The organism is Helicobacter sp. MIT 05-5294 (assembly GCF_000765675.1).
Lineage (GTDB): Bacteria > Campylobacterota > Campylobacteria > Campylobacterales > Helicobacteraceae > Helicobacter_D.
On record NZ_JRPA02000007.1, the window covers coordinates 91,238 to 105,625 of the forward strand.

16 protein-coding genes are annotated in these 14,388 nt (G+C 39.6%); 4 read left to right on the forward strand and 12 right to left on the reverse strand.

Features of this window, described 5'->3' with window-relative positions; genetic code table 11:
- The first annotated feature begins 21 nt into the window (after positions 1-21).
- Positions 22-798 carry a sulfite exporter TauE/SafE family protein gene (locus tag LS69_RS05130; protein ID WP_138122807.1) on the forward strand — a complete coding sequence of 259 codons (777 nt, stop codon included), beginning with the start codon at positions 22-24 and terminating at the stop codon, positions 796-798.
- Between the two features lie 288 nt (positions 799-1,086).
- Here LS69_RS05130 and LS69_RS05135 read toward each other — a convergent pair whose 3' ends face one another.
- The 7 genes from LS69_RS05135 to flgH all read right to left on the reverse strand — a co-directional run bounded on the left by LS69_RS05135 (position 1,087) and on the right by flgH (position 7,897).
- Complete coding sequence (locus LS69_RS05135) at positions 1,087-1,848, reverse strand: RluA family pseudouridine synthase (RefSeq protein WP_238699167.1); 762 nt, start codon at positions 1,846-1,848, stop codon at positions 1,087-1,089.
- A gap of 91 nt (positions 1,849-1,939) precedes the next feature.
- Positions 1,940-3,229 (reverse strand): lipid IV(A) 3-deoxy-D-manno-octulosonic acid transferase, encoded by a 1,290-nt coding sequence (gene waaA, locus LS69_RS05140; RefSeq protein WP_138122811.1) that lies wholly within the window; start codon positions 3,227-3,229, stop codon positions 1,940-1,942.
- Entirely contained in the window at positions 3,229-3,948 is a 720-nt protein-coding gene (locus LS69_RS05145) for a zinc ribbon domain-containing protein (RefSeq protein WP_138122813.1), read from the reverse strand. Before LS69_RS05145 ends, waaA begins: the two co-directional genes overlap by 1 nt.
- 24 nt (positions 3,949-3,972) lie before the next feature.
- Positions 3,973-4,761, reverse strand: coding sequence for a Nif3-like dinuclear metal center hexameric protein (locus LS69_RS05150; RefSeq protein WP_138122815.1), 789 nt, complete (start codon positions 4,759-4,761; stop codon positions 3,973-3,975).
- Positions 4,742-5,626 (reverse strand): glycine--tRNA ligase subunit alpha, encoded by an 885-nt coding sequence (gene glyQ, locus LS69_RS05155; protein ID WP_138122817.1) that lies wholly within the window; start codon positions 5,624-5,626, stop codon positions 4,742-4,744. The genes LS69_RS05150 and glyQ overlap by 20 nt, the downstream gene beginning before the upstream one ends.
- Before the next feature lie 9 nt (positions 5,627-5,635).
- Positions 5,636-7,102, reverse strand: coding sequence for a threonine synthase (gene thrC / locus LS69_RS05160; RefSeq protein WP_138122819.1), 1,467 nt, complete (start codon positions 7,100-7,102; stop codon positions 5,636-5,638).
- 54 nt (positions 7,103-7,156) lie between these two features.
- Entirely contained in the window at positions 7,157-7,897 is a 741-nt protein-coding gene (gene flgH, locus LS69_RS05165) for a flagellar basal body L-ring protein FlgH (protein ID WP_138122821.1), read from the reverse strand.
- Between the two features lie 86 nt (positions 7,898-7,983).
- Between flgH and LS69_RS05170 the strand changes: the two genes are divergently transcribed.
- A complete protein-coding gene (locus LS69_RS05170; protein ID WP_138122823.1) occupies positions 7,984-8,433 on the forward strand; it encodes a GatB/YqeY domain-containing protein in 450 nt (149 codons plus the stop codon).
- A gap of 500 nt (positions 8,434-8,933) precedes the next feature.
- Here the strand turns inward: LS69_RS05170 and LS69_RS05175 are convergent, their stop codons facing one another.
- The 4 genes from LS69_RS05175 to LS69_RS05190 form a co-directional block, all read right to left on the reverse strand.
- A complete protein-coding gene (locus tag LS69_RS05175) occupies positions 8,934-10,211 on the reverse strand; it encodes an ammonium transporter (protein ID WP_138122825.1) in 1,278 nt (425 codons plus the stop codon).
- A 65-nt stretch (positions 10,212-10,276) separates the two neighbouring features.
- Positions 10,277-10,624, reverse strand: a complete 348-nt coding sequence (locus tag LS69_RS05180) for a P-II family nitrogen regulator (protein WP_138122827.1) — start codon at positions 10,622-10,624, stop codon at positions 10,277-10,279.
- A gap of 535 nt (positions 10,625-11,159) precedes the next feature.
- The gene (locus LS69_RS05185; RefSeq protein WP_138122829.1) at positions 11,160-12,140 is read right to left on the reverse strand and encodes an iron-sulfur cluster assembly scaffold protein; all 981 of its coding nucleotides are present in this window, start codon (positions 12,138-12,140) and stop codon (positions 11,160-11,162) included.
- 19 nt (positions 12,141-12,159) lie between these two features.
- A complete protein-coding gene (locus LS69_RS05190) occupies positions 12,160-13,326 on the reverse strand; it encodes a NifS family cysteine desulfurase (RefSeq protein WP_138122831.1) in 1,167 nt (388 codons plus the stop codon).
- Positions 13,327-13,579: 253 nt separating this feature from the next.
- Between LS69_RS05190 and LS69_RS10385 the strand changes: the two genes are divergently transcribed.
- Both LS69_RS10385 and LS69_RS05195 read left to right on the forward strand, forming a co-directional pair.
- On the forward strand, positions 13,580-13,738 hold the full coding sequence (locus LS69_RS10385) for a hypothetical protein (protein ID WP_194145416.1): 159 nt from the start codon (positions 13,580-13,582) through the stop codon (positions 13,736-13,738).
- 5 nt (positions 13,739-13,743) lie between these two features.
- Positions 13,744-13,932 carry a hypothetical protein gene (locus LS69_RS05195; RefSeq protein ID WP_138122833.1) on the forward strand — a complete coding sequence of 63 codons (189 nt, stop codon included), beginning with the start codon at positions 13,744-13,746 and terminating at the stop codon, positions 13,930-13,932.
- 8 nt (positions 13,933-13,940) lie between these two features.
- On the opposite strand, the gene LS69_RS05200 is transcribed toward LS69_RS05195, so the two are convergent.
- On the reverse strand, positions 13,941-14,388 hold a 448-nt coding region (locus tag LS69_RS05200; RefSeq protein WP_138122835.1), incomplete at its 5' end, for a major outer membrane protein.

Here is a 14,388-nt window from a genome sequence, read left to right on the forward strand (position 1 = left end):
TTTTGAACTTTAAGGCTTGGTGTGGAAATTTTATCCTTAGACCCTTTGTATCTTGTCGCACTTTTGGCAATCGGGATTCCAACAGGAATCTTATCGGGATTATTTGGAATCGGTGGTGGGGCGATTATCGTGCCTTTTATGATTCTACTAGGCAATGACATTAAAATAGCCGTTGGAATCTCCATTATGCAAATGATTTTTTCTTCCATTTATGGCTCTTATATCAACTACAAACAGCACAATCTTGACTTTAGAGACGGGATTTACGCAGGTTTTGGCGGATTAATTGGCGCGGCATTTAGCGGTATGGTAGTAGATACGATTCCTTCACGCATTTTAGAGGGGGTTTTTACGCTTTTTATCGCTTATTCCTTAGTCAAATTTTTCAAAGCAAATGCCGAGGGCGGAGAAAGTAGATTAGGGAATGGAATTGGCGCAAGGCTTTTTTTAATAGGCGGAAGTTGTGTAGTAGGAGTGTTTGCCATCTCACTTGGAGTCGGCGGAGGAATGATGCTAGCACCCTTGTTGGCTTATTATCTAGGATATAGCAGCAAGAGAATCGTTCCCATTTCCCTTTTCTTTATTATTTTTTCCTCCATTTCGGGCTTCACTTCACTTGCGCTGCATGGCTATACAGACTACAAACAAGGCTTTTTAGTTGGAATCTCCTCAATTATTGGTGTGCGGATTGGGATTTGGCTACTTGGCAAAATCAATGCCAAAAAGCACAAATACGCCCTGCTTGTTTTGTATTGCTTGATTCTTGTCTTTATGCTTAAAAAAATATTTTTGGGCTAATGGGTGGTAAGCCAATTATCATCACAAAATTGTGTAGAATCCCCATTGCATCATTGAAAGACAACACCGAAGCAATTCATAACCCAAATCACTCACAATTCACCACCTCGTCATTGCGAGAAATTGCTAGACTTCGTGGCAATCTATGATGTTAGCTTTAAGGAAAATAATACAATGGAATCTTTAAAGCAAAATTCTAAATTATGGATTGCTTCACTGCGTTCGCAATGACGACAAGTTGTGCTACTGCGTCATTGCGAGATGACGGAATCGCGGGTGGATTTGCTGTTATAAATTGTCTTTGAATGTAAATTCTTCTGGGGGCGGACAAACAAAATTATATCCCAAAAGTGCAATGGAATACGCGTGGAGCAAAATACGATTAGCAGGTTTTGCTCCATAGAGTGTATCCCCGATGATAGGGTGTTTGAGGTGCGCTAAATGCACACGGATTTGATGGGTTTTGCCTGTTTTGATTTCTATGTCTAGTTTGGTTTTTTTTCCTGAAATTTCTAAGGGGCGAATTTTCGTAATTGCTTTTTGCCCCTCGCCGTTTTTGCTGATTTCTACTTTGGCGGATTTGCCCTTTTTAATGAGGAGCGGCGCGGTGATTTCGCATTCCTCTTCCAAGATTCCCTCTACAATTGCAATATAGTGTTTTTTGACTTGCATTTGCTTGAAAGCTTCTTTTGCCTTGAGATGAAACTCGCTTTGGTCTTTGACGAGCAATAAGATTCCGCTTGTTTCCTTATCCAACCTATGGAGCAAAACCCACTGCGGATAGGACTTCGCGACTTCTTCGCTTGTGAGAAATGCGGGTTTTGCGAGGGCTAGGATTTGCGAATCCCTAAAAATTTCAGTGATTGCGTTGGGTTTTTGAATCTGAAACTTCGTTTGCGGCGAAAGCAGTGCGCGTGCGATTTGGAGTTTCTTCCCATTGACGCTTACCAATCCCCTATCAATGAGACTTTTTGCCTCATTGTTGGAACAATTTTCTTGCAAACTTAAAAGCTTGTAGGCTTTTTGGGCATCTTTTAGAATCTTTTGCATTAGAGTTTTGGCATTAGAATCTTGAGCTTTAGGGCTTAAATTGGATTTGTGATTCTGTTTTTGCAGATGAGAAGAAATTTTAGAATCGCGTCTAGTTTTTTGGGGTTTTAGGCTTTTCATTTTCAGAATCCTTGCAACAAATAGCTTGAATGATTTTTGTTAATTTAAGTTTTTTAGTGATTTTCGCACCCTTTAATACTTCGCGTTTTTGCAGTGCTTTGGGCAAATTTTGAATCTTGCATAAGGTGTAGTTTTGGATACTTGCAAAGAGTGCTTTTTGGTTGAAAATATAAGGTCCGCTGATAAGTTTAGTGTGGAAAAACGCCGCCTCTATCGGATTATGCCCACCGATTCCCTGAAGAAAACTACCACCCAAAATAACGCCTTGCGCAATCTTGTAAAGATTATGGAGTTCTCCTAGTGAATCTAGCAAAATAAAAGGCGCATTCAAGGAATCTTGCACACCTACTTCGGAGGTTTTAATAAGATGCGGGAGGGCGTGGGATTCTAAGATAGCATTCAATTGGGATTCCACTTCTAAGAAGCGTTCAGGGTGGCGCGGGGCAAACAAGAATCTTGGCATAGATTCCAAACACTCACTAAAAGAATCACAAGAGCTAAAAAAGGTCTCTATAATAGCTTGTAAAATCCAAACTTCCTCGCTTTCTTTTGCTTTACTATGTGTGCTAGCGACTATCCACAAAGGCTGTTTGGGAGCTGTATAATCTGTGCTAATTTGTGGAATCTCGGCTAGTTTGAGATTGCCAAGAACAACCACATTTCGCGCACCTAATGCTTCAAGGCACATTTTATCTGCAGGTGTTTGACAGAAAATTTTTGTGATAAGGCTAAAGATTCTGCGGTAAAAAAAATCAAATTTTTGATATTTTGGAAAAGAGCGTTTTGAGATTCTTGCATTGATAAGCAAAGTTTTCGCACCCTTTGCTTTGGCGCAAAAAAGGGGCATTAGCCAAAGTTCCGCTTCTACTAGCGTGAGACTTTTAAGGCGAATATTGTGCAGCCAAAAAGGCAGTAAGGTTTCAAAAGGCAAATAGCGCACAATGCAGTTTGGATAAAGCTTGTTTGCGAGATTAAATCCTGTTTGCGTTGTGGTAGTAAGCAAGATTTTCTCATTTTCTCTAAGCTGTTGTTGCAGAGATTCTATAATGCTTTGCAAGGATTTCACTTCTCCAAACGAACAAGCATGTAGCCAATGCAGTTGAAATCCCGTCGCCTCTTGCTCTATGGAATCTGGCAGTAAAAAACGCTTTTTAAGAGAAACACGATACTTTTGCTTAAAGCTTAAAATAAAAAGAAAAGGCATAGCACAAGCATGTGCTATGATAATCAACACATAATAAAGGCCAACAAAGCATTTCATTAGGGATTTGTGTTTTCTTCTTGGAAATAAAGGATTCTGCCACAATGAGGGCAAGTAATAATATCATCAGAACGGATAATATCAGAATAGATTTTATCATTAATGCGGATAAAACAACCTCCACACGCTTGGCGCGTAACAGGGACAACGCTTGAATTTTTTGCCCATTTGCGAATCTTCTCATAAAATGAAATGATTTTTTGGTCCATTTTGCCAACAAGCTCTTCTTTTTGCGCGAAAATCTTGTTTTGCTCGTCTTTGATTTCTTGGACTTCTACTTCTACCTTTTGCGCGACTTCTTTTTGTTTGACTTGGAGAGAATCAATTTGCTCTTTAAGTGCATTAATGGAATCTTTCTTAGAGTCTATTAGTGTATTGAGGCGCGTAATTTCTTCATTGGCAAAGGTGATTTGCTCTTTTGCTAATTCTTCTTCTAGGCTTAAAGCTCTGCTTTCTTTCTCTGTTCTAATGAGTTTTGTTTTGTTGGCGATTTCTTCAAGTTTGAGCGATAAATCCTCCAAATGATTCTCGTTTTTTTGGATAGATAATGAAAGGTCGCGTGAGGCACTTTCAAGATCTTCTATTTCGCGATTTAGCGAATTTTCTTCTTCTTCAATTAGATTTAATTCTTTTTTGACTTCGCCAATACGCGGTTCAAAAGAATCAATTTCTTTATCCAAATTCGCAATTTCAATTAATTGACTTAAATGCTTGTTCATAAACAGCTCCAAAGATTAAAATATTTAGACAAAATTAAAGGGATTTTGTGAATCTAAAATTATAGCTTTATAGCCTTGATTTGTCAAAAAAGGCAAGAGAATTTCGCCAAAATAGCTTTCTAACTCATAATGTCCGCAGTCTATTAAATGGAGATTCCGCGCTTTTGCTTCCATTGCCTCGTGATATTTTATATCCCCTGTAATCAGACAATCTATTGCTTCCAAAGAACGCACGAATCCCCCGCCACTTCCCGTAACAAGGGCGATGTTTTGGCAATGCGGATTAGAAGATTTTGTGATTTTAAGCCATGATAAAGCAAATTTTTCTTTAAGCAATTTACATAAGGATTCTAAAGTATCATGCCATTTCAAATAAACAACAAAGTCCTTTTGTTCAAATTCTGAAATCTTTAAAATCTCTTGAACGATATATTTACCAAAATGCGTTTTGTCAAAATTCGTGTGCATTGCGATGAGTTGGATATTTTTGTGGATTGCTAATTGCAATAATTTAGCGGGATAGTGATCAAAAACCAATGTTTTAAGAGGGCTAAAAATCAATGGGTGGTGCGTAATTAACAAAGAGTCTTTGTCCATTTGTTCTAACACTTCGCAAGTTACTTCTAAACTCAAATAAACCTTGTCAAATTCTTGATTAGGTGAGCCTAGAATCAATCCCGAATTATCCCAAGATTCTTGCAATTCAAAGGGACTTAAAGAATCCAAAAAGCTTAGAATTTCGGCGATTCTATGCTTTGACTTTTGGGATTTAGTGGCGGAATCTTGTAGGGGTTTAATGTTTTTGTTTGGCATTTGCTAATCGCTCTTCGCGCAGAGGCTCTTGCTCTTTGTATAGAGTTGCACAAGCCTTAGAGAGTTCACGGATTTTTAAAATATAATTTTGTCGCTCGGTTGATGAAATCGCTTTTCTCGCGTCTAGCACATTAAACAAATGGCTTGCAAGCATTGCGCAATCATAAGCAGGTAGAGGCAATCCCGCCTTTAAAGCCGCATTCCCTTCTTCTTGCATTTTGGCAAAAAATTCAAACAGCATAGAAGTATCCGCGACTTCAAAGTTGTATTTTGAAAACTCATATTCTCCCTCTAAATGCACATCGGCATAAGTATAATGTGGATTCCAAGCAATATCAAAGACATTTTCTACGCCTTGCAAATACATCGCCAATCTTTCTGTCCCATAAGTGATTTCAACCGCCACAGGATCGCAAGGAATCCCACCTACTTGTTGGAAATAAGTAAATTGTGTTACTTCCATACCATCAAGCCAAACTTCCCAGCCCAAGCCCCAAGCCCCAAGTGTCGGGGATTCCCAATTATCTTCTACAAAACGCACATCGTGATTTTTGAGATTCAAACCCAAATATTCTAAGCTTTTTAAATACAATTCTTGAATATTGCTCGGACTTGGTTTAATAAGAACTTGAAATTGATAATAGCTTCCTAAACGATTAGGATTCTCTCCATAGCGTCCATCTGTGGGGCGACGCGAAGGAGCGACATAAGCCACGCTCCAAGGCTTAGAATCCAAACTTCTAAGCAATGTCGCAGGGTGAAAAGTGCCTGCACCTGCGGGAATATCATAGGGTTGAATAATTAAACAATCTTGTTCGCGCCAAAATTGTTGTAATTTCAAAAGTAAATCAGAAAAATAAAGCATTAAGAATCCTTATAGCCATTCTAAGATTTTTTGACCCAATTCTTCTTTGTCAAAAACTTCATTATGGATTTCTGGATTATGGAACAACTCTGCAATTTGCTTTGGAATCGCGACTTTATGAGTTTTAGAGATTTGCTCCAATGCTTCTTTGTCGCTTAAATCTCCCAAATCCAATGCTTTGGCAATCGTTGGAGCAAATTTCGTCCATTCAGCCGTTGAGCAAAGCACACAAGGCGTGTTAGGGAATTTTGTTTTGATTTCTTCATACGCTTTGAATCCACAAGCAGTATGTGGGTCTATGAGATAGCCTTTTTTGGCGTAAGTTTTGATGATGTTAAGACAATAATTATCATCGCAACTTGTCGCACTGAAATACATTTTAATCCAAGCAAGTTCTTCTTTGGTGAGGCTGTATTTTTTGGTTTGTTCAAGGGATTCCATTAATTCTCGTGTGCGTTGGGCGTCAAATAATGTAAAAAGCACGCGTTCAATGTTGGAGCTTTTTAAAATATCCATCGCAGGGGAATAAGTCTTGTGCAGAGATTTTTCTGAAATATCGTAGATTCCGGTATTAATAAACTCACTTAAGACATTGTTGGTGTTTGTCGCAATCCAAATGCGTTCAATCGGGAATCCTATGAGTTTCGCATAAAATGCGCCAAGAGCATTGCCGAAGTTTCCACTTGGCACGATGATATGGATTTTTCTACGATTGATCTTGAAAATTTGCAAACTAGAATAGGCATGATAAACAATTTGAAACGCAATTCTACCGAAATTCACGCTATTTGCTGCGCTTAAAGCAATATTTTTCGTCCTTAAAACCGCATTGAATTTCGGGTCTTTTAGCAGGTCTTTTAGCAAAGTTTGCGCATCGTCAAAATCTCCGTCAATCCCAAAAACCTTTACATTTTCTGCATTTACTGTCGTCATTTGTAGGCGTTGAACATCACTTGTGCCACCTTTGGGATAAATGCACACAACTTTGGTATGGGGTTTGTTGGCAAAACTCTGCAAAGTCGCAGGTCCTGTATCTCCACTAGTTGCTACCAAAATCAGATAATCCACTTCTCTTTTGGATTCGTTTAAAAATCCGCTAAAGAGCGTCCCAAAAGGCTGTAACGCCATATCTTTGAAAGCGCGTGTAGGTCCGCAATAAAGTTTTTGTAGATTAAGATAAGGATGCACCGAGCAAAGCGGCGCGGGATTAGCGGGGCTATCGAAGTTTTGATAAAGCTTTAACGCGTCTTTCAATAAGTCTTTGGAAACATTCAAATTTAGACGATGAAAAATCTCGTGCGCTAATTCTTCATAATTTAATTGACTAAGCTCTTTGATAGCATCTTCATCAAACTTCGGTAGTTTTTTTGCGGTATAAAGCCCTCCAAATGCTGCATTGGGATTCAAAACTACATCGTGAAAATTTAAAGCCGTATCTTGTCCCCCCCGAGTGCCGATAAAATGTTGTGTTTGCACGCAAATCCTTTATAAAAAATTTGCGTATTTTACCAAAAGGAATCCAAAATTTGCCTAAAAGGGCCAAACGGATTCAATAAGTTTTGTTCCCCAACCTTTTTCTGTGCTTTTCTTTAACTCACCTTGTGTGTCATACATAATTTTCGCGTCCGCGATATATTGGGATTCTATGGTATTATTACGCGCAATATCTGTTGGACGCACGACACCGCTTAGATGAATCACTTGCTTTTCGCCATTGATTAGCACTTCGCGACTTCCTTCAATGAAATAATTCCCATTTTGCATAATCTTAATAATCCGCGCTGCAATCGTTGTTGTAAAAGTTTCTTGGCGATTCTGTGAGCCATTGCCTTGATAGGTTGAAGTGTTATCACCTGTTGTGATTCCAAATCCTGTGAGATTGTTAAGTTTGCCCGTAAGTCTGCCGATACTGCTACTAGGTCCGCCAAAGGTAATGCCCGGTCCTGTGAGGTTGCCACTAGAAGATTCGTTGAGATTTTTGTTAGCTGTGGAACTCGCTTGAGCAGTTTGATTAATAATCACAGTTACTAGGTCGTTAAGCTGCATTGCGCGGCGGTCGGAGAAAAGGAGATTATCCCCTTGTCCGAAAATACTGCCCGGATTCCCGAAATTATCCTCATCTTCTTTAGGCGGTAATTCCTCTACATAGGCAGGAGGACGAAAAGATATTTGTGGTTCTGTGGTCGCACAACCGCTAAAGTATAGCCCACAAGCACAAGCAATAATGATGAATCCTATCTCTATTAGGTTGTAAGTTTTTGCCGATTCCATGGCTTCTCCTTGAAATTTTGGATATAATTTTAAAAGCTTTAAGCAAAGCGTATTCCAAAATCAGATTTCAATCAAAAGGAATTTTTATGTCAAGTCAAATCAAAGAAAGAATCCTAAACGATATTAAACAAGCAATGAAAGAGAATCACAAAGAAAAGCGAGACGCTTTAAGAATGTTAAGCAGTGCGCTAAAACAAATTGAAGTTGATGAGCGCAAAATCCTAGAAGATAAAGATGTGATTGGCATTCTTAAAAAAGCCTACAAACAGCGCGTAGAAGCGGCGGAAGCTTACAAAAACGCAGGGCGCGAGGATTTGTATGAGAAAGAAAGCTTTGAAATGCAAGTGATTTTGGAGTATTTGCCCAAACAACTAAACGATGAGGAATTAAAAGTCGCGTTGGAGGGAATCCTAAATGAGATTGGAACAAAATCCAAAAAAGATATGGGTAAGATTATGGGAATGGCAAGTAAGAATCTAGGAGAAGTTGCCGATGGTAAACGCATTAGTGAGACACTTAAGAGTATGCTAGAATAGAGTAAAGGGTGATTTTGCGATTGCTGTTTTCTTAGGATTTGCGTCCTAGCTTTGTAATGCAGAATCCGCCTTGCGTCTTTAAAGAATTCTATTTATAGGATTGTAGTGTAAATCTGCAATCCAAGCCATCTAAGATTCCACCGCCTCGTCATTGCAAACATTGCAACACAATTCGTAGTAATCCATAATCCAAAATCTCACCTTAAAGATTCCGTTGGATATTTGCTTAAGTTCCTTATTTATAGATTGCCGCGAAGTCTTAACGACTTCTCGCAATGACGCAGTAGGCATATTTTCTTAAAGTCAACATTATAGATTTGCAAGTGTGGGCAAACCGCTATGTGATGTGCGCTTCGTCCTTGCAATGACGCAGTAGCAAAATCACGGGTTAGCAAGGCGTCATTGGGAGAAGCGGCAAATAACTTCACTGAAAGCTATAATAGCCTACGATTCCACTAGTGTGCAGACTCCATTTGTGGAATCCCACATTTTAAAAACCCTTAACGATAGGCAATTTCACCATGCAAAGACTGATCCAAGCCATTTTCTTCTTGCATTTCTTCCACGCGTAAAGGCACGAAAATACTTATCACCTTAAGCACCACAAAACTAATCGCCCCAGAGAGGATAAAACACGCAATAATCGCGACAATCTGCACGAATAGCAAACTAAAATCCCCTCCATAAAACAACCCCTCCCCTGCAGCTTCTTTGCTCACGATTTCATTAACAGAACTTGTCGCAAAAAGCCCTGTTGCGATTCCGCCCCAAATTCCACCCACACCATGCAAACCAAATGCGTCTAGCGTATCATCATAGCCCAATTTGAACTTCAAATAACTAATGGCAAAAAAACAAATCGGCGAAACTAAAAAACCAATCACGATTGCCGAAAATGGAGTTACGAACCCAGCAGAAGGAGTAATCGCCACAAGCCCCGCTACGATTCCTGTAATGCTACCTAGCAATGTCGGTTTGCCATATTTTGTCCATTCTATAATCATCCATGAAATCATCGCCCCAGCGACTGCGAAATTCGTGCTTAAAAACGCATTGACTGCGACAGAATTTACACTCAACGCACTTCCGGTGTTGAATCCAAGCCAACCCAACCACAAAAAAATCGCCCCCGCAAAAGAAAGTGGCAAACTATGCGGGAGAATTCCTTGTTTGAACTTTCGCTTCCCAAGCATCAAACAGCCGACAAGCCCAGCCACTCCAGCGGCAATATGAACCACGCCACCACCGGCAAAATCAAGAGAACCAATCTCCATAAGCCAACCTCCGCCCCACACCCAATGCGCCAACACATCATAGGCAAAAGTGCTCCAACAAAGAACGAAAATCAACAAAACGCCAAATCGCATACGCTCCACGAAAGAACCCGTAATAATTGCCGCCCCAATCACTGCAAAAAGCATTTGAAAAAACACAAAGAGATTCTCTGAAACTAAGCCAATCATAGAATCCTGAATGTTGCCTAAAAAAATATGGTTTAGATTCCCGATAAAATGCCCTATATCATCTCCAAATGCGAGAGTATAGCCCAAAATCACCCATTGAATGCAAATTAGAGCAAACAGCATAATACAATTTATCATCGTGCTTAGCACATTGCCGCGATTCACCATTCCACCATAAAACATTCCAAGTGCAGGGGTCATCAAAAGCACCAAACTAGAACACACAATTAAAAACAAAGTATCCACAGCAGAAACTTCTAAATCCGCCCCAAAAGCTATTCCAAACAGCCCAAAAAGCAACAAAACCATTTTCATTTTCTAGCCTTATTTTAAAATTTTATAAAAATCAAACTTTAAATTCTAAATTTTAGAATCTATCCTTAAATCGCGTCTTCTCCCTCTTGCCCTGTGCGGATTCTAATCACATTGCTAACAGGCAAAATAATAATCTTGCCATCACCTGCACTTCCGGTTTTTAGGATAGTTTTTGCAACCTCAATGATTGCTTGAAGTGAGCTTTCTTTCGTAAGAATCTCTACGCGAATTTTTGGCAACAAATCAATCGTAGTTTCATTGCCACGATACACTTCGGTTTTGCCTTTTTGGTTTCCCGCGCCCATTACATTACTGACTGTCATACCCTTGATTCCCTTTTGCGCTAAGGAATCCTTTAGCACATTTAGCTTTTCTGAACGCGTGATAATCTCAACTTTGTAGATTTTGTTCATTTTTTCTCCTCTTTTATTTTTGAAATTTCAAGGGATTATACAAAAATTAATATTAAATTTAATAATTAAATATATTTTTTAAGAAAATAAAAGAAATGTTTTAAAACTATCCATAAACAAAATTTCTAGTCATCATTGCAGGGCATAATTGAAACATTCTATAACCCAAGCTATCTACGATTCCACCACCGCATCATTACACATGGCAGAGCGACAAAGCAATTTATAATCTTATATGAAGTAGATTCTACATTATAGATTGCTTCAGCATTGCCTTGCAATGACGCAATAGTAGAATCGTAAGCAACCCAGCCGTCATTGAGAAGAACGAACGAAGTGGGAGACGCGACAATCTATCATGTTGGGCTTAAAAAATATGCCTACTGCGTCATTGCGCGAAGCGAACGAAGTGAGAGACATGAATCTATAATGTAGGATTAAAGGAAATATGCAATGGAATCTTTAAAGGCGAGATTCTACAATGACGCAAGTAGTCCACATTGCAAAGCCACAATGCAGAATCTCCCAAACTTCATCATACCGGAAATACGCGAATGCTAGAATCCAAGCTTTCTTGCAAGACGGATTCAATCGCGAAAAGTGTGCCTGTCGCTCCACTAGCACAACCACTACAAGCACCTAAATAGCGAATATAAACATCAGTATAGCCATCATTTGCGTTTTTTAAATCAATGATTTCCATATTGCCCCCGTCCATCATCAACATCGGGCGGATTTTCTCATCAATCACAGATTCAATCGCTTTGATTTTCTGAACGATTGTCATAGAAGTGAAGCCAAGCTCTCCTTTAGAAGATTCTTCCGCCCTATTCTGCAACGCCTCTTGCTCCATTTCGCTACGCACTTCGCGCAAAATATCTACCAAATAATGCTCCCTTTCCTCGTGTCCTCCGGGCTTGATACAGCTTTTACAAAACGCACCTGCCTTAGTGTATTCTGTGATTTCTTCAATCGTTTTAAGGTCGTTGATTCTAATCACTTCTTTTAGCGTTCCTAAACTCACTCTCGCGCATTCACACACAATAATATCGTCTTCAAAATCTTCTGGATTCTTGCCTAAATACAGCGCGGCGGCTTTTTTGATTACATCATACGCCATAACCGAGCAGTGCATTTTCTGCCCCGGGACTGCCGGAATCTCTGGGTCATCACGCAAAGCTTTTTCCACATCAATATTTGTGATTTTTACCGCTTCTTGCACCTTTTTGCCTAGACATAGCTCAACCATCATATCACTACTTGCAATCGCAGTCCCACAGCCAAAGCTTTTGAATTTCGCATCTACAATTTTATCCTCGCTATCAACTAGCCAATACAGCCTTACTGCATCACCACAAGCTTCCGCACCATAATCTGCGACGATGAGTTTCAAGCCTCTTTTGTCTGCTTCTTCTTGTGTGATAACACCCAAATGCGTTGGATTATCCATTCTTTGGCTTACTTTTTTGCTATATGCGTCCCATAATGCGCCACCTAATAATTCGTTTTTTGCCATTATTTATCCTTTTTAAATCTTAATAACTGCTTGAAATAGAGCGCAAACGCTCAATAGATTTTTTGAAAATTTCAATCGCATAATCAATTTCTTCGCTTGTCGTGAAGCGACTAAGTGAGATTCTAATTGCTGTATGTGCTAACTCCTTATCCGCTCCAATCGCACTCATTACAGGGTTTGCTTCCAAATCCTCACTCGCACACGCACTTCCTGTGGAACAAGCAATTCCATATTTGTTTAAATCCCAAAGCATTGCTTCGCCCTCAACCCCACGAATGCTAACTAGAATCGTATTTGGCACACGCAAAGCACGATTCCCTACGACAAAAACATCAGGAATCTCCAACAATGCGTCCTCTAGTTTGTCGCGCAAATGGCGGACATTGTTTCGTTCAAAATCCAAATATAAACTTGCTTGTCGCATTGCTTCTCCTAATGCCACAATATAGGGGGCATTAAGTGTGCCACTGCGTCTTCCGCCCATATGTTCTCCTCCGTGAAATAAAGGAGTGAGTTTGACGCCTTTACGGATATATAACCCACCGATTCCTTTAGGCGCGTGGAATTTATGTCCGCTAAAGCTTAGAAAATCCACTTGCGCTTTTTGCACATTAACAGGAATCTTACCGATTGCCTGCACCGCATCTGTGTGGAATAGCACCTTGTGTTTTTTGCAGATTGCGCCAATTTCTTCTATTGGGAAAATGATTCCCGTTTCGTTGTTTGCCCACATTACGCTTACTAATGCAGTTTTATCGGTGATTGCGGCTTCTAGTGCGTTAGGGTTGAGTGTGCCATTTTCGCCAACAGGTAGGTAGGTTACCTCCACACCCAAAGTCTCTAAAAAGCGACAGGTAGAGAGAATCGCGGGGTGTTCTACTTGCGTTGTGATGATATGGTTTTTTTCACCAAAACGCAAAATATCAAAATAGACACCTTTTAATACCCAGTTGTTGCTTTCTGTCGCGCAAGAAGTGATGATAATATCGTCCTCATCGTTCGCGCCAATCCCCTCGTAGAGATGATTAAAAGCTTCGCGAATCGCAGTATGCGTCTCTGTGCCAAAACTATGCAATGAGTTTGGATTGCCATACTTTTGACAAAAGTAAGATTCCATTAACTCTTTGGCGTGTGGGTCTAACATTGTTGTTGCATTGTTATCTAAATAAACTCTTTTAGATTCCATATTACTCCTTAAATAATGATATTCTTTGATTTATTTAAATTGGTTTTGCTTTAGGCAAAACAATCTTTGGCTTTTACCCTAAAAAAGCTTAATGTAATCTTACATATTGCCACTTGTTGCAACATTCTTTTGATTGCTAGAAAATGCGCTTTAGGATTGCTTTTATTATGTATGAATTGCCTTATTATGATGAGGTGATAGGTAAATACAAGATAGTAGAATCGTAAGCTACCAGCCGTCATTGCGAGCGAGTGTGGTAGTTCGCGATTATACTACTGCGTCATCGCGAGAAGTCGTTAAGATTTTGCCTTTTTATCATTGCGAGAGATTCGTTAGAATCTCGTGGCAATCTATGATATTGCATAAAGTAGATTCCACAATGGCGAAATATAAGATTAGGGATTTACGCTGAAGCGGGTGAAATTTGTTTCACAAATTGCACACCACGAAAATTTTAAATTTTCTTGCAATGACGAAGTAGTGAGATTGCCGCGTTCGTTTCACTCACTTGCAATGACGGATAAGGTGGGATTTTGCAATAAAGAAGTGTTGGAATCCCAAAAGGGATTCCAAGATAAGCTAGAAGTAAGTTGTTCTAGCTTGTGAAGCGATGACTAGAAGCTGTATTTAACTTCAATTCTTGCTCTTGCTCTGTCTTCATCTTCAGTCAAACCGATATTATCCGCATCTGTCATTAGATACGCATAGTAGCCAGAGATTGTAAGCTGTTTGTTGTGTTTCCAGCTGATTCTTGGAGTGATTTCTTGGAAATCTCTATCCCAAGTTGTTGTGCCACCTCTTGTAACTTCGTTGTTACCCCAAACATAATCTAGTCCAATTCTTAGTCTGTTATCAATCATAGTATAACCGATTGCACCATAGAATACACTGATTTCTTGTTCAGTTCCGAAGCCATGCACACCACGATTTAGCAATGCAGAAGTGCTAACGCCTGTTGCGTTGTTTTGCCACCAGATTGCTCCAGCTACAGTATTTGTAAAGAAGTTACCATCATCATTTAGTGTAACTGCTGTGCCATCTTGGAAGTTTGTAACATAACCG